The sequence below is a fragment of the Pseudonocardia sp. ICBG1034 genome, assembly GCF_020131375.1.
GTDB lineage: Bacteria > Actinomycetota > Actinomycetes > Mycobacteriales > Pseudonocardiaceae > Pseudonocardia > Pseudonocardia alni.
Map to the genome: position 1 here is coordinate 219042 of NZ_JAHLEK010000021.1, position 19188 is coordinate 238229.

21 protein-coding genes are annotated in these 19188 nt (G+C 75.0%); 6 read left to right on the forward strand and 15 right to left on the reverse strand.

What is annotated here, in order from left to right:
• Positions 1–130: 130 nt before the first annotated feature.
• Positions 131–1465 (forward strand): diaminopimelate decarboxylase, encoded by a 1335-nt coding sequence (gene lysA, locus KPF22_RS22615; protein ID WP_208821128.1) that lies wholly within the window; start codon positions 131–133, stop codon positions 1463–1465.
• A 12-nt stretch (positions 1466–1477) separates the two neighbouring features.
• Here the strand turns inward: lysA and mutM are convergent, their stop codons facing one another.
• The 6 genes from mutM to KPF22_RS22645 form a co-directional block, all read right to left on the reverse strand.
• Complete coding sequence (mutM, locus tag KPF22_RS22620) at positions 1478–2356, reverse strand: bifunctional DNA-formamidopyrimidine glycosylase/DNA-(apurinic or apyrimidinic site) lyase (protein ID WP_208821127.1); 879 nt, start codon at positions 2354–2356, stop codon at positions 1478–1480.
• 6 nt (positions 2357–2362) lie between these two features.
• On the reverse strand, positions 2363–3112 hold the full coding sequence (rnc, locus tag KPF22_RS22625) for a ribonuclease III (protein ID WP_208821126.1): 750 nt from the start codon (positions 3110–3112) through the stop codon (positions 2363–2365).
• Positions 3113–3120: 8 nt separating this feature from the next.
• A complete protein-coding gene (gene rpmF / locus KPF22_RS22630; protein ID WP_020626225.1) occupies positions 3121–3303 on the reverse strand; it encodes a 50S ribosomal protein L32 in 183 nt (60 codons plus the stop codon).
• 70 nt (positions 3304–3373) lie between these two features.
• A complete protein-coding gene (locus KPF22_RS22635; protein WP_062400972.1) occupies positions 3374–3949 on the reverse strand; it encodes a DUF177 domain-containing protein in 576 nt (191 codons plus the stop codon).
• Between the two features lie 26 nt (positions 3950–3975).
• On the reverse strand, positions 3976–4995 hold the full coding sequence (locus tag KPF22_RS22640) for a MinD/ParA family protein (RefSeq protein ID WP_224403216.1): 1020 nt from the start codon (positions 4993–4995) through the stop codon (positions 3976–3978).
• A 176-nt stretch (positions 4996–5171) separates the two neighbouring features.
• Complete coding sequence (locus KPF22_RS22645; RefSeq protein ID WP_208821124.1) at positions 5172–5939, reverse strand: helix-turn-helix domain-containing protein; 768 nt, start codon at positions 5937–5939, stop codon at positions 5172–5174.
• A gap of 61 nt (positions 5940–6000) precedes the next feature.
• Between KPF22_RS22645 and KPF22_RS22650 the strand changes: the two genes are divergently transcribed.
• Together KPF22_RS22650 and KPF22_RS22655 are read left to right on the forward strand one after the other, a co-directional pair.
• Positions 6001–6498 (forward strand): glyoxalase/bleomycin resistance/extradiol dioxygenase family protein, encoded by a 498-nt coding sequence (locus KPF22_RS22650; RefSeq protein WP_062400968.1) that lies wholly within the window; start codon positions 6001–6003, stop codon positions 6496–6498.
• Between the two features lie 138 nt (positions 6499–6636).
• Positions 6637–7836: an MFS transporter gene (locus KPF22_RS22655; protein WP_224403217.1), complete on the forward strand. Its 1200-nt coding sequence runs from the start codon at positions 6637–6639 to the stop codon at positions 7834–7836.
• A gap of 46 nt (positions 7837–7882) precedes the next feature.
• On the opposite strand, the gene KPF22_RS22660 is transcribed toward KPF22_RS22655, so the two are convergent.
• From KPF22_RS22660 to KPF22_RS22690, 7 genes are read right to left on the reverse strand one after another with little or no spacing between them, the layout of a single operon-like run.
• Positions 7883–8635: a DivIVA domain-containing protein gene (locus KPF22_RS22660; protein WP_062400965.1), complete on the reverse strand. Its 753-nt coding sequence runs from the start codon at positions 8633–8635 to the stop codon at positions 7883–7885.
• A gap of 59 nt (positions 8636–8694) precedes the next feature.
• Entirely contained in the window at positions 8695–9177 is a 483-nt protein-coding gene (coaD, locus tag KPF22_RS22665) for a pantetheine-phosphate adenylyltransferase (RefSeq protein ID WP_224403218.1), read from the reverse strand.
• A gap of 30 nt (positions 9178–9207) precedes the next feature.
• Positions 9208–9942: a GntR family transcriptional regulator gene (locus KPF22_RS22670; RefSeq protein ID WP_208821119.1), complete on the reverse strand. Its 735-nt coding sequence runs from the start codon at positions 9940–9942 to the stop codon at positions 9208–9210.
• A gap of 20 nt (positions 9943–9962) precedes the next feature.
• Positions 9963–10742 carry a glucosamine-6-phosphate deaminase gene (locus KPF22_RS22675; protein WP_224403219.1) on the reverse strand — a complete coding sequence of 260 codons (780 nt, stop codon included), beginning with the start codon at positions 10740–10742 and terminating at the stop codon, positions 9963–9965.
• Positions 10742–11905 (reverse strand): N-acetylglucosamine-6-phosphate deacetylase, encoded by a 1164-nt coding sequence (locus KPF22_RS22680; RefSeq protein WP_224403220.1) that lies wholly within the window; start codon positions 11903–11905, stop codon positions 10742–10744. Before KPF22_RS22680 ends, KPF22_RS22675 begins: the two co-directional genes overlap by 1 nt.
• Positions 11902–12168, reverse strand: a complete 267-nt coding sequence (locus KPF22_RS22685) for an HPr family phosphocarrier protein (protein WP_062404348.1) — start codon at positions 12166–12168, stop codon at positions 11902–11904. The genes KPF22_RS22680 and KPF22_RS22685 overlap by 4 nt, the downstream gene beginning before the upstream one ends.
• A 26-nt stretch (positions 12169–12194) precedes the next feature.
• A complete protein-coding gene (locus tag KPF22_RS22690) occupies positions 12195–13496 on the reverse strand; it encodes a PTS transporter subunit EIIC (protein WP_224403222.1) in 1302 nt (433 codons plus the stop codon).
• Positions 13497–13664: 168 nt separating this feature from the next.
• Between KPF22_RS22690 and KPF22_RS22695 the strand changes: the two genes are divergently transcribed.
• The 3 genes from KPF22_RS22695 to KPF22_RS22705 are packed head-to-tail and all read left to right on the forward strand — an operon-like array spanning position 13665 to position 15006.
• The gene (locus KPF22_RS22695) at positions 13665–13895 is read left to right on the forward strand and encodes a glucose PTS transporter subunit EIIB (protein ID WP_020626212.1); all 231 of its coding nucleotides are present in this window, start codon (positions 13665–13667) and stop codon (positions 13893–13895) included.
• Positions 13892–14341 carry a PTS glucose transporter subunit IIA gene (locus KPF22_RS22700; protein WP_224403223.1) on the forward strand — a complete coding sequence of 150 codons (450 nt, stop codon included), beginning with the start codon at positions 13892–13894 and terminating at the stop codon, positions 14339–14341. The genes KPF22_RS22695 and KPF22_RS22700 overlap by 4 nt, the downstream gene beginning before the upstream one ends.
• Positions 14338–15006 carry an HAD family phosphatase gene (locus KPF22_RS22705; protein WP_208821107.1) on the forward strand — a complete coding sequence of 223 codons (669 nt, stop codon included), beginning with the start codon at positions 14338–14340 and terminating at the stop codon, positions 15004–15006. The genes KPF22_RS22700 and KPF22_RS22705 overlap by 4 nt, the downstream gene beginning before the upstream one ends.
• Positions 15007–15013: 7 nt before the next feature.
• Here the strand turns inward: KPF22_RS22705 and rsmD are convergent, their stop codons facing one another.
• Both rsmD and KPF22_RS22715 read right to left on the reverse strand, forming a co-directional pair.
• On the reverse strand, positions 15014–15568 hold the full coding sequence (gene rsmD, locus KPF22_RS22710; protein WP_208821105.1) for a 16S rRNA (guanine(966)-N(2))-methyltransferase RsmD: 555 nt from the start codon (positions 15566–15568) through the stop codon (positions 15014–15016).
• 21 nt (positions 15569–15589) lie between these two features.
• Entirely contained in the window at positions 15590–18970 is a 3381-nt protein-coding gene (locus tag KPF22_RS22715) for a pyruvate carboxylase (RefSeq protein WP_224403224.1), read from the reverse strand.
• Between the last annotated feature and the right edge of the window lie 218 nt (positions 18971–19188).

The window sequence follows — 19188 nt, forward strand, 5'->3', positions numbered from 1 at the left end:
AAGGTGCCGCCAGTGGTGGCACCGGCCCCGTCAGGACGGCGTAGCGGGAGCGGGCACAAAGGCGCCCGCGGGGTGACAACGGAGGGGCACGGCGCCCGCACCGGGCGCCCGCCACCAAGGAGTCATCCCGGTGACCCTCGCCGACCTGCTCCCCTCCCTCCGCCCGACGCTGGCCGCCCGCCTCGAGCCGGGCCTGTGGCCGGTCACGACCCGCGCCACCTCCGACGGCGCCCTGCAGATCGGCGGGGTCGACCTCGCCGGGCTCGCCGCCCGCTTCGGCACCCCGGTGCAGGTGCTCGACACCGCCGACGTCCGCGCCCGCTGCCGCGCCTACCGGGCCGCGCTGCCCGACGCCGAGATCGTCTACGCCGGCAAGGCGTTCCTCTGCCGCGGGATGGCCCGCCTGGTCGCCGACGAGGGCTGTTCGGTCGACGCCTGCTCCGGCGGTGAGGTCGCGGTGGCCGCGGCCGCGGGGCTGCCCGGCGACCGGATCGTGCTGCACGGCACCGTCAAGACCGACGAGGACCTCAAGGCGGCGTTCGCCGCGGGCGTCGGGCGGATCGTGCTGGACTCGGCGGCGGAGGTCGACCGGATCGCCGCGCTCGCGCCGCACCGGCAGAAGGTGCTGCTCCGGATCAGCCCGGACGTCGACGCCGGCACCCACCCGGGGCTCACGACCGGCACCGCGTCGTCGTGGTTCGGGATGCCGCCCGCCGAGGCGTGCGAGGTCGCCGGACGCGTGCTGGCCCGCCCCGAGCTGGAGCTGGCCGGGCTGCACTGCCACCTCGGCTCGCAGGTGCCGTCGGTGTCGCGCTACGAGCGCGCCGCGGTCCGGATGGTGGGCGTGATCGCGGCGCTGCGCGCGCGGTACGGGATCACCGTCGCCGAGCTGGACCTGGGCGGCGGCCACGCGGTCGGCTACGCCGAGGGCGAGCCCTGCCTGGACCCGGCGACCTTCGGCCGGGCCGTGCGGGGCACCCTGGCCCGGACCTGCGCGGCGCACGGGGTCGACGAGCCGCGGCTGCTGGTCGAGCCGGGACGCGCGGTCGTCGCCCGGGCCGGGGTGACGCTCTACCGGGTCGGCGCCGTGCAGCGCTGCGGCGACGGCCGCACCACCGTGCTGGTCGACGGCGGCATGAGCGACGACCCGCGCCCCGCCCTCTACGGCGCCCGCTACCCGGTCCGGCTCGTCGGGCGCGCCACCCGGGCGCCGCTGGAGACGGTCCGCGTGGCGGGGCGGCACTGCGAGTCCTCCGACGTGATCGCCGACGGCGTCCGGCTGCCCGCCGACGTCGCGCCCGGGGACCTGCTGGCGGTGCCGGTGTCCGGCGCGTACCACGCGTCGATGGCCTCGACCTACAACCAGGTCCCGCGCCCGCCGGTGGTCGCCGTCGCCGCGGGGGCGTCGCTGCCGCTGCTGCGCCGCGACACCCCGGAGGACCTGCTGCGCCGCGACTGCTCCTGACCCCCGCGCCGCTCAGCGACGCGGCCGCGGCGCCGGCTGGCACCGCGGGCAGGTGAACGACGAGCGGTTCATGAACGCGTCCCGGCGGATCGGGGTGCCGCAGCGACGGCACGCCCGGTCCGCCCGGCCGTAGACGTTCAGGGAGCGGTCGAAGTAGCCCGAGGCGCCGTTGACGTTGACGTACAGCGCGTCGAAGGAGGTCCCGCCCTGGGCGAGCGCCTCGTGCATGACGGTCGTCGCGGCGTCGAGGACGGCGTGACCCTGGGCCCGGGTGAGCTTCCCGGTGGGCCGGGTGCCGTGCAGCCGGGCCCGCCAGAGCGCCTCGTCGGCGTAGATGTTGCCGATCCCGGAGACGACGGTCTGGTCGAGCAGCGCCCGCTTGACCTCGGTGCGACGGCGACGCAGCGCCGCGACGGCGTCGTCGGCCGAGAACGCCGGGTCCATCGGGTCGCGCGCGATGTGCGCGACCGGCTCGGGCACCAGGCCGCCGCCCGCGGCCGCGGCGAGCGGGTGCACCGACAGCCCGCCGAAGGTGCGCTGGTCGACGAAGCGGAGCTCGGGGCCGTCGTCGTCGAACCGGACGCGGACCCGCAGGTGCTTCTCGTCGGGCGCGTCCGGGGGCTCCACGAGCATCTGCCCGGACATCCCCAGGTGCGCGAGCAGTGCGTCGTCACCGGGGCCCGCGGTGTCCAGCTCCAGCCAGAGGTACTTGCCGCGCCGCGCGGCCGCGGACAGCGTGCGCCCGGTCAGCCGGCCGGTGAAGTCGTCCGCGCCGGTCGGATGCCGGCGCACCGCGCGCGGATGCAGCACCTCGACGCGGGCGATCCGCCGGTCCAGCACGTGGTCGGCGAGGCCGCGGCGGACGACCTCGACCTCGGGCAGTTCCGGCATCGACGGCTACCGCCCGGAGCCGGCACTCTCGTCGGACAGCGCGTGCCAGGCGATCTCGGCCGCCTTCTGCTCGGCCTCCTTCTTGGTGCGCCCCGCACCGCTGCCGAGGTCACGACCCCCGACGACGGCCGTCGCGGTGAACACCTTCAGGTGGTCCGGGCCCTCCTCGTCGATCCGGTACTCGGGCACGCCGTGCCCGCCGGCGGCGGTGAGCTCCTGCAGGCTGGTCTTCCAGTCCAGGCCCGCGCCGAGCAGCGGGGCACTGTGCAGCAGGTCCGCGAACAGCCGGTGGATCAGCTCGCGGGACGGCTCGAGGCCGTGCGCGAGGTACACCGCGCCGAGCAGCGCCTCGGTGGCGTCGGCCAGGATGCTGGCCTTCGACCGGCCACCGGTCAGCTCCTCACCGCGCCCCAGGTACAGGTACGCGCCGAGGCCGTGCGGCCCGTCGTCCGGCGTCGGCAGCGCCACCGCGACGGTGGCGAGCGCGTGCATGTTGACCACGCTCGCGCGCAGCTTCGCCAGCTGCCCCTCGGGCAGGTCCGGGTGGTCCCGGTAGAGCCGCTCGGTGATCACGATCGACAGCACCGAGTCGCCCAGGAACTCCAGGCGCTCGTTGGTCGGCAGACCGCCGTGCTCGTAGGCGTAGGACCGGTGGGTGAGCGCCAGCGTGAGCAGCGCCTCGTCCAGGTCCACACCGAGTGCGGACAGCAGAGGTGACCGGTCCGTCACCGGACCGGTCACGCTCTTGTCGCCCACTGCTGCGATCAGGCCGGGCTGGTGACCTGACGGCCGTCGTACTGCCCACAGGTCGGGCAGGCGATGTGCTGCAGCTTCGGCTCACGGCAGGCGCGGTTCGAGCAGGCGACCAGGGTCGGCGCAGTGGCCTTCCACTGCGACCGGCGCGCACGCGTGTTCGACCGCGACATCCGGCGCTTGGGAACGGCCATGATGACACTCCTCGGTACTTCGAACGATCAGGTCTGCCCACCGGGGAGCGGGCTCACGTGGAGCCGCCGCTCAGTCGGTGGAGGGCAGGCGCTCACGGAGCGCCGCCCAACGAGGATCCAGTGTCTCATGCCCGTGATCCGACGGGAGATCGGCCCACCTCTCGCCGCACTCGACGCACAGACCGGGGCAGTCCTCGCGGCACAGGGGCGCCATCGGGAGCTCGGTGACGATCGCGTCGCGCACGGTCTGGGTGAGGTCGATGCGCTCGTCGACCAGGCGCGGGATCTCGTCGGCGTCGGTGGTCTCCTCGGTGACCGAGTCCGGGTAGGCGAACAGCTCGCCGATCCGGACCTGCACGTCCTCACCGATCGGCTCCAGGCAGCGCGAGCACTCCCCCGCCAGCCGGGCATCGGCCGTGCCGGAGACGTAGACGCCCTCGGTCACCGACTCCAGGGACACGTCGAGCTCGACGTCGGACCCGCCGGGGACGGTGATCACCCCGGTCAGGCCGATCTCGGCGTCGCCCGACGGCGCGGGGACCGTACGGGCCACGGTGCGCTGGTTACCGGGGCGGCGGGCCAGCTCACGGGTGGAGAGGACCCAGGGGTTGTCGTCGGGACGGTTCTGGCTGCGCGCGGTGTTCATCTCGCGGACCAGCGTACGCGGCGCGTTCAGTCGCGTCGTCGCACGTCGAACGCGTCGGCGACCAGGGCGCCCAGCTCCAGGAACGCGTCCGCGGTCGCCGGGCGGAGCCGGGCCGGGTCGACCCGGCCGCCGGTGGCCAGGTGCGGGTCGTGCGGGACCTCGACGACGCCGCGCACCCGCTGGGCGAAGTGCTCGCGGATCCGGGCGGCGTCGACCTCTGCGCTGCGCCGGTCGCAGGACAGCACGACCACCGCGTCGCGGACGAGGTCGCCGTGGCCGTGCGCGACCAGCCAGTCCAGCGTCTTGCTGGCCCGGCCCGCGCCGTCGACGGTCGGGGCCCCGACCACGACGACCGAGTCGGCGCGCGCGAGGGTGCCCTGCATCGTGGAGTGCACCATCCCGGTCCCGGAGTCGGTGATGATGATGTTGAAGAAGCGGCCCAGGAGGTCGACCACGCGCTCGTACTCGTCGCGGGAGAACGCCTCACCCGAGGCGGGGTCCTGCTCCGAGGCCAGGACCTGCAGGCGCCCGGCGAGGCTCGTGTAGCGGGACACGTCGGTCCAGGTGCCGACCGAGTCCAGATCGTTCAGCAGCTCGCGGACGGTGATCCGGGAGTCGCCGGTGAGGCGGTCGGCGAGCGTGCCGGCGTCGGGATTGGCGTCGAGGACGACGGCCCGGTCCCCGCGGTGCTCGGCCAGTGCCTGTCCGAGGCAGGCCGCGACCGTGGTCTTTCCGACGCCGCCCTTCACCGACATGACCGCCACCCGGTGCGCCCCGGCCAGCGGCGCGCGGACCCGGTTCAGCAGCCCGGAGCGGAGCTCCTCGGCGTCGCTCGGGCCGGGGTTCACACGGCCGCCGGTGACGTCGTAGAGGGCGCGCCGCCATCCGGTGCGCGGCCGGTCGGGCCGCGCGCGCAGCATGGCGTCCTCACGCAGGTCCGCCGCGGCCGCCCCGGGGTTCCCGCGCGGGGCCTCGGAGCGTGGGAGCTCGGGCCGCGGGGCGTCGGGAGCCGGGACCTCGGCCGGGGGCTGCGCCGGGTTCGTCACAGGGGGTCCTTCCAGCCGGTGCCCGTAGCGTGCCCACCAGGTCGTCGGGTCGGGTTCGGGCCGGCGTGCCATGCGCGGGAGAGTAGTACGGCGGGTGACCTGGATTCCTGCGTCCGGCGTATCCGACCACAGCAACTGCGCGTGGTGAAGCACCTGTGTCGCAGCAGTACCCGTGATCACCCGGCCGCGCGGGCCGCCTGCCGGGTCGCGCCGGGCGTCTCACCGAGCACCGCCCGGTAGCGACGGGTGAAGTGGGCCTGGTCGGCGTAGCCGAGATCGGCGGCCAGCCCGGCCAGTGCGGTGCCCGGGTCGGTCCGGAGCACCGCGGCGGCGTGCTGCAGGCGACGGCACTCGATCAGCCACAACGGGGTCAGTCCGACGTGGCCGCGGACCAGGCGTTCCAGGGTCCGCGGTGCGACGCCGACGAGCTCGGCGAGCTGGTCGGCGCGCAGGACGTCGGCGCGGGACTCGGCCAACGCGCAGGCCCGGTTGACCAGGCGTCCGGCGTCGGTGACCCGGTCCGCCAGCGGGGCGAGCCAGTCCCGCACCGTCGCGGCCGGGTCGCCGCCCGCCACGGCCGCGGCGAGCTCCGCCACCGGCGCGCCGCGGACCTCCTCGGCGGTCCCGCGCAGCGCGGCGGGTGCGGTGGTCGTGAACAGCGGGGTCGCGCCGGGCCGCAGCAGGACGCCGACGACCCACGACCGCCCGGCCAGCTCCCGGACGTCGACGCCGGTGCGCGGCCCGTGCAGCGTCGCGGTGACCGGGTCGGTGACGAGGTTGAACGCCGGGTACTGCAGCACCCGCTGGCGCACCGTGCGCCCCGGCGGGACGTCCCAGCGGGCGGTCCACACCCACCGGACGAGGTCGTCGAGCCCGATGGGCGCCCGGTCGAGCGCGACCTCGGGGGCACCCGGGTTCAGGTGTCCGCGCGACTCGACGGTCATCGACCAACCCCCTGTCGGCAATGTTCAATCCGCGCCGTCGCGGGGCGGGGAGACTCGTCGTATGGAGCTCACGAGCAGTGTCACCGGCGCCCACACCACCGACGGCCGTCCGCACGGGGTCACCTCACTCACCCCGCACCTGGTGGCATCGCCCGCCCGCGCGGCGATCGAACTCTACTGCGCCGCCTTCGGGGCCCGGGTGCTCTCGGTCACCGAGATGGGCGGGATGGTCGGGCACGCCGAGCTGGAGCTGGCGGCCGGCCGGTTCACCGTCTCCGACGCGATGCCCGACTACGGCCTCGTCGCCGCCCCGGCGGGTGACCACCCGGTGTCGCTGTCGCTCGCGGTCTACGTACCCGACGTGGACGCGGCCGTCGCGACGCTGGTCGAGGCCGGGTCGACGGTGCGCGAGCCGGTCTCGACGTTCGTGTCCGGGGACCGGTTCGGCTCGGTCGTCGACCCGTACGGGGTGCGGTGGGCGGTGATGACCCGGGTGGAGGACCTGTCGCCGGAGGAGAGCGGGCGCCGGGTCGAGGAGTGGGCGGCGCAGCAGGGCTGAGGGCACGGCGGCCCGGTCGGCCCCGGCGCCGGACGGTGCGCCGCGGGCCCTCCGGTCCCGGACGCCGATCCGGAACGCCTAGTCTCGGACGGTGATCCTCGCTGCTCCGCCGTCCGTCGTCCCGGCGACCTGAGACCGGTGCTCCGGCCCCGATCGCTCCCGCTGGCCTTCGCCACGGCATCGGTGTCCTTCGTGGTGGTCTGCGCCGCGGCCGGGGTGCCGGCACCGCTCTACGTCGTCTACCAGCGGTCCTACGGCATCTCGACGGTCGCGCTCACCGGGGCGTTCGCCGTCTACGTCGTGCCGCTGCTGGTGGCCCTGCTGTGCTGCGGCAGCCTGTCCGACCACGTGGGACGGCGCCGGGTGGCGGTGCCCGCGCTGATCGTCGGCGCGGTGGCGTGCCTGGTCCTCGCCACCGTCGACTCGTCCGCACCGTTGATCATCGGACGGGCGGTCCAGGGGGTGTCGGTGGGGCTCGCGCTGGCCGCGCTCGGCGGCTACGTCGTCGACCTGGCGCCTCCGGCGCGTCCCGGGCTGGCCGGGGCGATCACGAGCGGCGCGCCGCCGGGCGGCATCGCGCTCGGCGCGCTCGCCTCCGGAGCCGCGGTGCAGCTCGCGCCGGACGGCGCACCCGTCCGGTCCTTCGTCGTCGCAGCGGGACTGCTCGTCGTGGCCGCCGCGGCGCTCGCCCTGCTGCCGGAGACCGCGGTCCGGCGGCCCGGGGCGCTGCGGTCGCTGCGGCCGGAGGTCCGGGTGCCCCGCGCCGCGCGCCGGCTGTTCCCGATGGTGTGTGTCGTCGTCGCGGCGACCTACGTCCTCGGCGGGTTCACCCAGGCGCTGGCCCCGTCGCTCGCGGCCTCCGTCCTGGGCCGCGACGACCTGTTCAGCGGCGCCCTGGCCGTCGCCGTCTACCACCTCGCGGGACCGGCGGCGGGGCTCGCGGCCGCCCGGCTGCCCGCCGCACGCGCGCTGACCGGCGGGGCCGTCGTGCTGGCGGCCGGCACCGCCGGGTTCGTCGTCGCGATCGCCCTCGGGAGCTTCGCCGCCTACCTCGCCGCCGCGGTCGCGGCCGGGGCCGGGTTCGGTGTCGCGTTCGCCGGCGCGATCCGGGTCCTGCTCGACCGGAGCCCGGAGGGCACGCGCGCCGGCACCCTCGCCGCGGTCTACCTGTACTGCTACCTCGCGGCCGCCGTGGCGAGCCTGCTCGCGGGGGCCGCGGTCGACGTGTGGGGCCTGGCGCCGGTCGCCTCGGTCCTGTGCGGTGTGGTCGTGGTGATGTCGGTCGCGGGTGCCGCCGGGGCCGCGCTCCGGCTCCGCGGCTCGGTGGACCCGGGGTGAGCGCCGCGTCGATGCCCGGCCGGGACCGCCCGAGCCGCCGCGGCCGTCAGTCGATCAGGTCCATCCCGGTGCCGGTGCGGCCCGGCTCCGGGGGCCGTCCGCCGCCGTAGTTCGGGCCGTACTGGCCGCGCCAGATCTGGCTGCGCCCGCGCCCGACGACGCCGAGCGCGTTGTTCAGGGTGGTCTCCAGCTCGCCCAGGGTGGTGTCGACGTAGTCGTCGCACTCCCGGCGCAGCCGGTCGGCCTCGGCGTGTGCGCCGTCGACGATCCGGCCGGCCTCGGCGTGCGCGGAGCGGACGACCTCGGTCTGGGACACCAGCCGGGTCTGCTCGTTCTGCCCGTCGGCGATGAGCCGGTCGTGCGCGGCCCGGCCGGCGTGGCTCATCCGCTCGGCCTCGTCCCGGGCCCGGTCGGTGACCTCGGCGTACTGGCGGCGGCCCTCGGCGACCACGCGCTCCGCCTCGTGGCGGGCCTCGGCCAGGGTGCGCCCGGCCTCCTCCTGCGCCTCGGCGACGAGCCGTTCGGCCTCGGTGCGCGCGTTCTGCAGCGTCTCCTCGGCCTCGGAGTTCGCCGCGGTCCGGGTCTCCTCCGCCTCGCGCTCGGCCTCGGACACGACGTCGTCGCGCCGGTCGAGCACGTCCTGGGCGTCGTCCATCTCGCCCGGGATCGCCTCTCGGACGTCGTCGAGGAGCTCCAGCACGTCGCCGCGCGGGACCACGCAGTTCGACGTCATCGGGACGCTGCGCGCCTCCTCGACGATCGTCACCAGCGCGTCCAGCGACTCGAAGACCCGGTACACACGACGGATCCTCTCACCGTCACGGGCGCGGACCCGTTATTGGACGCCGCTCCCGCGTGTCAGGCGAGCCGGTCCAGCAGCCGGGTGTGCACGCTCGGCGGGAGGAACGCGGTGACGTCGCCGCCGCCGCGGGCGACCTCCTTGACCAGCGAGCTCGACACGTAGACCTGACCGGGCGCACCGGGCAGGAACAGCGTCTCGACCCCGGTCAGGTGCCGGTTCATGTGCGCCATCGGGAGCTCGTAGTCGTAGTCCGTCGCCCCGCGCAGGCCCTTGACCATCGCCTGGGCGCCGCGCTCGCGGCAGTAGTCGACGACGAGACCCTGGAACGACTCGACCCGCACGCCCGGCAGGTCCGCGGTGATCTCGGCGAGCATCGCGACGCGCTCGTCGACGGAGAACAGCCCCTCCTTGCGGGGGTTCACCAGGATCGCGACGAACACCTCGTCGAACAGCGCCGCGGTGCGGGCGATGACGTCGAGGTGACCGACCGTCGGCGGGTCGTAGGAACCGGGGCAGACGGCGCGACGGACCTCGGGCATGGCCGGAACCTATCAGCCGGTGATCACCGGTCAGGCCCAGCTGCGGTCCAGCGACATGTGCAGCTCGTAGCGGTCACCGCGGTAGCGCGACACGGTGTACTCGACCGGCCGGTCGCCGGAGCTGGAGGTCCGGTCGAACACCAGGATCGGGTGCCCGGCGGGGATCCCGAGCAGGACCGCCGAGGCCTCGTCGGCCTGCTGGGCGGCGACGGTCTGCTCGGCGCGGTCGATGGGGAGCCGGTAGTGCTCCTGCAGGATCCCGTAGACCGAGCCGCTGAGGTCGTGGACGTCGAGGTCGGGGACCTGTTCGGCGTCGTACCAGGCGTCGTCGATCGACATCGGCACCCCGTCGGCGACGCGCAGCCGCCGCAGGTGCCAGCACCGGCCGTCGGGCCCCTGGCCGAGCGCGCGGACGGCCTCCGGCGGTCCGGTGGTGAGCGCGACCTCGAGGACGACCGTGGTCGGGGTCAGCCCGAGCCGGCGCATGTCGTCGTGGAAGGACGCGAGGTGCAGCCGGGAGCGCGCGGTGCGGGCCGCGACGTAGGTGCCCTTGCCGCGCACCCGGGTCAGCAGCCCGTCGCGCTCCAGCTCGCCGACGGCGGCCCGCACCGTCACCCGGCTCACGCCGTGGTCCAGGCACAGCCTGCGCTCGCTGGGGAAGGCGTCGCCGGGCGCGAAGTCCCGCGCGATCGTCTCCGCGAGCAGGACGCGGAGCTGCTCGTGCTTGGGCACGACCCCGTCGCCGATCCGGACCTCGCCGTTCATGGTGCCGTCCACCGTAGCCACTACCGCCCCCGTCCCGGTCCGCCGACCTGCCCGGCCGCGACGGGCCCGGCCCGCTCCCCCGCGGCCGCCCGGTCGAGCACCAGCGTGCAGTGCGGGTGGTCGCGCAGCACGGTCGCGGGCACGTCGGTCGTGACCGGTCCGGACACCGTCGCCGCCACGGCCGCGCGCTTGCCCTCCCCGGTCGCGACGAGCACGATCCGCCGGGCCTCCATGATCGTGGCCGGCCCCTGGGTGAGCACCCGGTGCGGCACGTCCGCGGGACGGTCGAAGAAGCGGGCGTTGTCGGCGCGGGTCCGCTCGGTCAGCGTCGCGACCCGGGTGCGCGAGCCGAACGCCGAGCCGGGCTCGTTGAACCCGATGTGCCCGTTGCCGCCGATGCCGAGGATCTGCAGGTCCACCGGGCCGCACGCGGCGAGCAGCCGTTCGTAGTCCGCCGCGGCCTCGGCCGGGTCCGCGCGGGTGCCGTCCGGGGCGTGCACCGCGGCCGGGTCGATGTCGAGATGGTCGGTGAGCTCGCGGCGGATGACCTCGCGGTAGGACTGCGGGTGCCCCGCGGGCAGGCCCAGGTACTCGTCGAGCAGGAAGGCGCGGGCCCCGGCGAAGGACAGCCCCTCGTCGCGGTGGCGGCGGACCAGCTCGGCGTAGGCGGGCAGCGGGGAGCTGCCGGTGGCGAGCCCGAGGGTCGGCGGCCGGCCGGTGTCGCGGGCCAGGAGGTCGGCGACGGCGTCGGCGACCGCCCGCCCGCAGGCCCGCGGGTCGTCGAGGACGACGATCTCCATCACGCACCCCCGCCGGTGACGGGCAGGCCTGCGCGCAGCACCTGCTGCGGCCGCAGGTCCGCGTCGGTGACGAGCACGTCGGCGCGGTGGCCCGGGGCCAGCGACCCGACCTCGCCGTCGAGCCCGAGGAGCCGGGCCGGGGTGCGGGTCGCGGCGAGCACCGCGTCCTGCAGCCGGACCCCCGCGTCGCGCACCGTGGCGCGCACGACGTCGACCAGGCACGCGGTGCCGCCCGCGATGGGCCCGTCCGGGATCCGGGCGACTCCGTCGTCGACCCGGACCTGCATCGTCCCCAGGTGGTAGCGGCCGTCGGGCATCCCGGCGGCGGCCATCGCGTCGGTGACCAGCGCGACCCGGTCCGGCCCGACCAGGTCGAACACCGCGGCGACGGTGTCGGGCGACAGGTGCACCCTGTCCGCGACGAGCTCCACGACGAGCTCGCCCCGGCCGGCCGCGGCCAGGCACGCCGCGACCGGCCCGGGCGCCCGGTGGTGCATCGGGGGCATCGCGTTGAACAGGTGGGTGGCGCTCATCGGCGCGCCGCCCGCACGTGCGATCCCGGTCGCGGTGGTGCGGGCGTCGGCGTCGGTGTGGCCGATGCTCGGCAGCGCCCCGTGCGTGGCGAGCACCGCGAGCAGGTCCGCCGCGTGCGCGGTCTCCGGCGCGTAGGTCACCGACGCGACGGCCCCGTCGGCCTTGGTGAGCAGCTCGTCGAGCAGCACGGGATCGCCCGGGAGGATCGCGCGCGGGTCGTGCGCGCCGCACCGCGCTGCGGCCAGGAACGGGCCCTCCAGGTGGATCCCGGCGAGGTCCCCGGCGACGACGAGCGGGCGCAGCGTCGCGATCCGCTCCGCCAGCACGGTCGGCGGAGCGGAGACCAGCGAGGCGAGGATCGTCGTCGTGCCGTGGGCGCGGTGGTGGGCGACGGCGGCCGCCGCCCCCGCCGCCGTCGCGTCCGGGAAGCCGTGCCCGGCGCCGCCGTGGTCGTGCACGTCGACGAGCCCGGGCAGCAGCAGCGACGACGACGCGGGCGGGAGCGGACCGTCGTGCGCCGCGGCCGGGAGGACCGCGACGATCCGGTCCCCCGCGACCGCGACGACCGAGTCCGGGAGCAGCCGGCCGTCGGTGACGACGGTGCCGCGGAGCACGCGGTCTGCCGTCACGCGTCGTGGTCCGTCTCGAGCAGCGTCACGAGGCCGTCCAGCGCAGCCGGGGCGCCGTCGCCGTCGGCCCGCAGCACGACCTCGTCGCCGAAGACGACGCCGAGGGTCATGAGCCCGAGGACACTGCGCGCGTCGACCGGGTCCTTCCCGTCGGTCGCGACGGTGACGGGCAGCCCGGTGGCGGCGGCGGCGCGGGCGAACAGCGCGGCCGGGCGGGCGTGCAGCCCCACCCGGGACGCGACGACGGCGGTGCGGGTGTGCACGGTGCTCTCCTGCTCCTCGTGGGTGGTCACCGGTCGGCCCGCCCGGCGGTGCCGGTGTCGCCGGTGGTCCCGGCGCTCTCGGTGGTCGCGGCCGTGACGGCGGCCGGTGCGGTCCCGGTGCCGGTGGTCTCGTCGTCCTCCCGGCCGGGGGTGCGCAGGTTCCAGCGACGGATCACGAAGCGGAACAGCACGTAGTAGACGGCGGCGTAGGCGAGCCCGATCGGGATCAGCCACAGCGGCCGGGTGGCCTGGCCGAAGTTGAGGACGTAGTCGATGGCACCGGCGGAGAAGGCGAACCCGCTGTGGATGTCGAGCGCGTTGACCAGCGCCAGCGAGGTGCCGGTGAGCACCGCGTGGATCAGGTACAGCGGCCACGCCACGTAGACGAAGGCGTACTCGAGCGGCTCGGTGATGCCGGTGACGAAGGAGGTCAGCGCGACCGACACCATGATCCCGCCGACGAGCTTGCGCCGCTCCGGGCGGGCCTCGTGCCAGATGGCCAGTGCGGCGGCGGGCAGCGCGAACATCATGATCGGGAAGAAGCCGGTCATGAACGCCCCGGCGGTCGGGTCACCGGCGAAGAAGCGGTTGAGGTCGCCGCGGGTGCCGTCGAAGTCCCCGATGAGGAACCAGACGACCGAGTTGACGATGTGGTGCAGCCCGACGGGCAGCAGCAGCCGGTTGACCAGGCCGAAGATCCCGCCGCCGACGACGGCGTTCTCCCCGACGGCGTTGCCCAGCCCGGTCAGCCCGGCGTTGAACACCGGGTAGACCAGGCTCATGACCGACGCGATCACCATCATCGACACGGCGGTGAGGATCGGGACCAGCCGGCGGCCGTTGAAGAAGCCGAGGAAGGTCGGCAGCGTCGTGCGGTGGAAGCGCTGCCACAGCAGTGCCGCGACCAGGCCCGCGACGATGCCGCCCAGCACCCCGAAGTCGATCGTGGCCTGCTCGCCCTTCGAGTCGAGCACCCCGGGCAGCAGCACCGGGGACAGCGCGGTGAACACGCCGTCCATCACGAGGTAGCCGACGAGGGCGGCCAGCGCGGTGGACCCGTCGGAGCGGCGCGCCCAGCCGATCGCGATGCCGAGCGCGAAGATCATCGGCAGGTGGTCGAACAGCGCGCCGCCGGCCGCGGCGAGCACGGCCGCGGGCTGCTTCAGCGCCTCGACGCCGCCGAGCAGGTCGTCCTGCCCGAGGCGCAGCAGCAGGCCGGCCGCGGGCAGGACGGCGATCGGGAGCATCAGGCTCCGGCCGAGCCGCTGCAGCCCGGCCAGCCCCGGCCGTCGTCGTACCGGCTCCGCCGTGGAGGTGTCAGTGCTCATGGACTCGCACTCCTCGTCGAGTATCGGCGACCGGACGGGCTCGGCGGGCGTTGTGGAGCCGCCGCGACAACCGGTACGGTCTGGTTATAACCAGTGAGGGTGCGGGCCGGACACGGGGCTGTCAAGACACTGGTCATGACCAGTAGTGACCGGAGGGTGGAGGAACCCATGAGCAGGGCCGACGACATCGTGGCGGGGCTGGGCGGGCCCGGGAACATCACCGACATCGAGGCGTGCATCACCCGGCTCCGGACCGAGGTCGGCGACCCCGGCCTGGTCGACGACGCGGCGTTGAAGGCCGCCGGGGCGCACGGTGTGGTCCGGTCCGGGACCGTCGTGCAGGTCGTGATCGGGCCGGAGGCGGAGAATCTCTGCGACGACGTCCGGGACCTGCTGTGACGTCCGTCGTCGCGCCCGTCGACGGCGCGGTGGTCGGCCCCGCGGGGGTGCCCGACGCGGTCTTCCGCGACGAGCTGCTCGGCGGCGGGACGGCCGTCGAGCCGCCCGCGGACGCCACCGAGGCGGTCGTCCTGGCCCCGGTCGCCGGCACCGTCGCGGCGCTGCACCCGCACGCCTTCGTGATCACCACCGACGGTGGCCCCGGGATCCTGGTCCACGTCGGCATCGACACGGTCTCGCTCGGCGGGGCCGGGTTCACCACGCACGTCGCGAAGGGCGACGCGGTCGAGCGGGGCGCGCCGGTGCTGACCGTGGACCTCGCCGCCGTGCGGGCGGCCGGCCTCGCGCCGACCTGCCCGGTCGTCGTGCTGGACTCCCCCGCCGGCTCGGTGAGTGCCCCCACCGGGCACACGGTCCGCGCCGGCGACGAGCTGTTCCGCCTGTGACGGGCACCGTTCCCGACGGCGCCCCGGTCGTGTTCGACCTCGACGGCACCCTCGTGCGCAGCGAGCACGTGCACCGCCGGACCTGGGCCCGGTTCTTCGCCGAGTGGGGCGCCGAGGTCGACGACGAGACCTACCGGCACCGGTTCATGGGCCGCCGCGCGGCCGACGCGCTGCGCGAGGTCGACGGGCCGTGGCGCGCCACCGACACCGACGAGCTCGTCGCGCGGCTGGCCGGGCACGGCACCGCCCTCGCCGACGACGTCGACGTCGTCCCCGGCGCTCCCGCGCTGCTCCGGGCGCTGGCCGGGCGCGGGCACCGGCTCGCGGTGGTGACGAGCGCCCGCCGCGGCTGGGCCGACCGGGTGCTGGGCGACGTGCTCGGTGCGGCACCGCTGGTCGAGCTCGTCGTCACCGCCGAGGACGTCGTGCGCGGCAAGCCGGACCCGGAGGGCTACCTCACCGCGTGCCGCCGTCTCGACGCCGACCCGGCCGGCTGCGTCGCGTTCGAGGACTCCGTCGCCGGGGTGTCCTCGCTGGTCGCGGCCGGGATGGGCACCATCGTCGGGGTCCGGACGAGCGCCGGGGACGCGGAGCTGACCGCCGCCGGGGCGCACCGGACGGTGCCGGACCTGACACCCGGCCGGCTGCTGGGCCCGGCGGCCTGATCCGGGCTCAGCCCCCGAGCGAGCCGTGGTGCAGGACGGTGTCGCCGTAGCGGCGGGACCGGCCCGCGGTGAACCCGGCGGGCCAGCCGAACTCACCCGACGACTTCGCCCGCTCGACGACGACCGCCGCACCGGGCGCGAGCCAGCCGTGGGTGGCGGCGGCGGTCAGCCAGCCCGCGAGCTCGTCGTCGGGCACCGCGTAGGGCGGGTCGACGAGCACGACGTCGAACGCCCGCGGCGCGGGCCCGGCCAGCACCGTCCCGGCCCGCCCGGTGACGACCGACCCGCCGAGCCCGACCGCGGCCAGGTTGCGCCGCAGCACCCCCGCGGCCCGCTTGTCCGACTCGATGAACACCGCGTCGGTCGCGCCCCGAGACAGCGCCTCCAGCCCGAGCGCGCCCGACCCGGCGCACACGTCCAGCACGGCGGCACCGCCGAGACCCGGATCGTGGTCGAGCGCGGAGAACAGCGCCTCCCGGACCCGGTCGGAGGTCGGCCGGGTCCCCGACGGCGGCACGGCGAGCCGTCGTCCGCCCGCCGTGCCCGCGATCAGCCTGGTCATCGCTCCATCGTGCCGTGCGGCTCAGTCCAGCTCGACCAGCAGGTCCCCGCCCTCGACCTGGGTGACCTGCCCGATCGCGAGCCGCTTCACGGTTCCGGCGCGGTGCGCGGTGATCGACGCCTCCATCTTCATGGCCTCGATGGTGGCGACGGTCTGGCCGTCGTCGACGGTGTCGCCCTCGTCGACCTGCAGCGTCACGACCCCGGCGAACGGGGCCGCGACGTGCGCGTCGTTCCCCTTGTCCGCCTTCTCCGCGGCCTTGACCTCGGTCGCGACCGACTCGTCGCGCACCGCCACCGGGCGCAGCTGCCCGTTGAGCGTGGTCAGCAGGGTGCGGTAGCCGCGCTCGTCGGGCTCGGAGACGGCCTCCAGCTCGATGATCAGGGTGACGCCGGGCTCCAGGTCCACGGTGTGCTCGAGGTCCTCCTCCAGCCCGTAGAAGAAGTCCTTCGACGACAGCACCGCGGTGTTGCCGTACTGCTCGCGGTGATTGTCGAAGTCCTTGGTCGGGCCGGGGAACAGCAGCCGGTTCAGCGTGCGGCGACGCTCGTCACGCAGCCCGCGACGGTCCTCGATGGACAGCTCGGCCTTCTCCGCCTCGGGGCTGCGGCCCTCCAGCGCGCGGGTCCGGAACGGCTCCGGCCAGCCCGCGGGCGGCGAGCCCAGCTCACCGCGCAGGAATCCGATCACCGAGTCCGGGATGTCGAAGCCCGCCGGGTCCTTCTCGAAGTCCGCGGCGTCCACCCCGGCCCCGACCAGGTGCAGGGCCAGGTCACCGACGACCTTCGACGACGGCGTCACCTTCACCAGCCTGCCCAGCATCCGGTCCGCCGCGGCGTAGCAGTCCTCGATCAGCTCGAACCGGTCGCCCAGCCCGAGCGCGATCGCCTGCTGGCGCAGGTTCGACAGCTGACCGCCGGGGATCTCGTGGTGGTAGACCCGCCCGGTCGGCGAGGCGAGGCCGGACTCGAACGGCGCGTAGACCTTCCGCACCGCCTCCCAGTACGGCTCCATGTCCCCGACCGCCGTCAGGCTCAGCCCGGTCGCGCGGTCGGTGTGGTCGGTGGCCGCGACCAGCGCCGACAGCGACGGCTGGCTGGTGGTGCCGGCCATCGAGGCGACCGCGCCGTCGACGGCGTCGACCCCGGCGTCGATCGCCGCGACCAGCGTCGCGAGCTGCCCGCCCGCGGTGTCGTGGGTGTGCAGGTGCACGGGGAGGTCGAACCGCTCCCGCAGCGCCGTGACCAGCTTCTTCGCCGCGGGCGGGCGCAGCAGGCCGGCCATGTCCTTGATGGCCAGGACGTGCGCGCCCGCGTCGACGATCTCCTCGGCCAGACGCAGGTAGTAGTCCAGGGTGTAGAGCTTCTCGCCCGGGTCGGACAGGTCGGCGGTGTAGCAGAGCGCGACCTCGGCCAGCGCCGTCCCGGTGTTCCGGACGGCGTCGATGGCCGGGCGCATCTGGGAGACGTCGTTGAGGGCGTCGAAGATCCGGAAGATGTCCATGCCGGTGTCCGCCGCCTCCTGCACGAAGGCGTCGGTCACCTCCGTCGGGTAGGGCGTGTAACCGACGGTGTTGCGCCCGCGCAGCAGCATCTGGGTGCAGATGTTCGGCGCCGCGGCCTTGAGCGCGGCGAGCCGGTCCCACGGGTCCTCGGCCAGGAAGCGCAGCGCGACGTCGTAGGTCGCGCCGCCCCAGCACTCCAGCGACAGCAGCTCGGGCATGGTCCGCGCGACGTAGGGCGCGACCGCGACCAGGTCCCGGGTCCGGATCCGGGTCGCCAGCAGCGACTGGTGGGCGTCGCGGAACGTCGTGTCGGTGACCGCGACCGCGGTCTGTTCACGCAGCCGGCGCGCGAAGCCCTCGGGCCCGAGCTCGCGCAGCAGCTGCGCCGAGCCGTCCGGCGCGGGCGTCTCCAGGTCGACGTCGGCGGGCAGCTTGTCGACCGGCTCCACGACCAGCGGCCGGTCGCCGTTCGGCTTGTTGACCGTGACCTCGCCCAGGTACTGCAGGATGCGCGAGCCGCGGTCGGCCGACGGACGGGCCTTGAGCAGGTGCGGGCGCTCCTCGATGAAGCTGGTGGTGACCCGGCCCTGCTTGAAGTCCTCGTCCTCCAGCACGGCGGCGAGGAACGGCAGGTTCGTCGCCACGCCACGGATCCGGAACTCGGCCAGCGCGCGACGGGCACGCCGGGCTGCGTTGGCGAAGTCGTGACCGTGACAGGTCAGCTTGACCAGCATCGAGTCGAAGTGCGCGGAGACCTCGGCGCCGACGTGCACGGTGCCGCCGTCCAGGCGCACGCCCGGGCCGCCCGGGGAGCGGTAGACCGACAGCGTGCCGACGTCGGGCCGGAACTCGTTGGCCGGGTCCTCGGTGGTGATGCGGGTCTGCATCGCCGCACCGGTGAGGGTGATGTCGTCCTGGGTCAGCCGCAGCTGCGGCAGCGTCATGCCCGAGGCGATCCGCAGCTGGGCGATGACCAGGTCGCGGTCGGTCACCTGCTCGGTGACGGTGTGCTCGACCTGGATGCGCGGGTTCATCTCGATGAAGTGGTGCTTGCCGCGCTCGTCGAGCAGGAACTCCACGGTCCCCGCGTTGACGTAGCCGATCTTCCGCGCGAAGTTCACCGCGTCGGCGCAGATCCGGTCCCGCAGCTCCGGGTCCAGGTTCGGGGCCGGGGCGATCTCGACGACCTTCTGGTGGCGGCGCTGCACCGAGCAGTCGCGCTCGAACAGGTGCACGACGTTGCCGTCGGCGTCGGCCAGGATCTGGACCTCGATGTGCCGCGGGTTGACCACGGCCTGCTCCAGGAAGACGGTGCCGTCGCCGAACGCGGACTCCGCCTCACGGCTCGCGGCCTCGATCGCGTCACGCAGGTCGCCGGGCTCGGTGACCCGGCGCATCCCGCGTCCGCCACCCCCGGCGACCGCCTTGACGAAGATCGGGAAGTCGATGTTCTCGGCCGCCGCGAGCAGCTCCTCGACGTCCGAGGACGGCTCGGAGGACTCCAGTACCGGCACGCCCGCCTCCCGGGCTGCGGCGACGGCGCGGAACTTGTTGCCCGTCAGGTGCAGGACCTCCGTCGGCGGCCCGACGAAGGTGATGCCCTCCTCGGCGCAGGCGCGGGCCAGATCGGGGTTCTCCGACATGAAGCCGTAGCCGGGGTAGACCGCGTCCGCGCCGGCCTTCTTCGCCGCCCGGATGACCTCCTCCACCGACAGGTAGGCGCGGACCGGGTGCCCCGGCTCCCCGATCTGGTAGGACTCGTCGGCCTTCGCGCGGTGCAGCGAGTTACGGTCCTCGTACGGGAACACCGCCACCGTCGAGACACCCAGTTCGAACGCGGCCCGGAACGCCCGGATGGCGATCTCGCCCCGGTTGGCCACCAGCACCTTGCGGAACATCGTTCTCCTCATCACGATCGGCGACGACGCCCGTGGCGGCGGGGGTTCCCGCGCGACGGACGCGTGATCCTGACACGACCGGCCGGGTCCCGACCACTGCTCGGGACAGGGTGCCCACACAGCGGGACGTCGCCCGGTCCCGGCGTGCCGGTGGTGCCCCGTGGCGTGGCACGACGTGCCGTCGCGGGGCCGGTGCGTGGCGCGATCCGGACATCTCG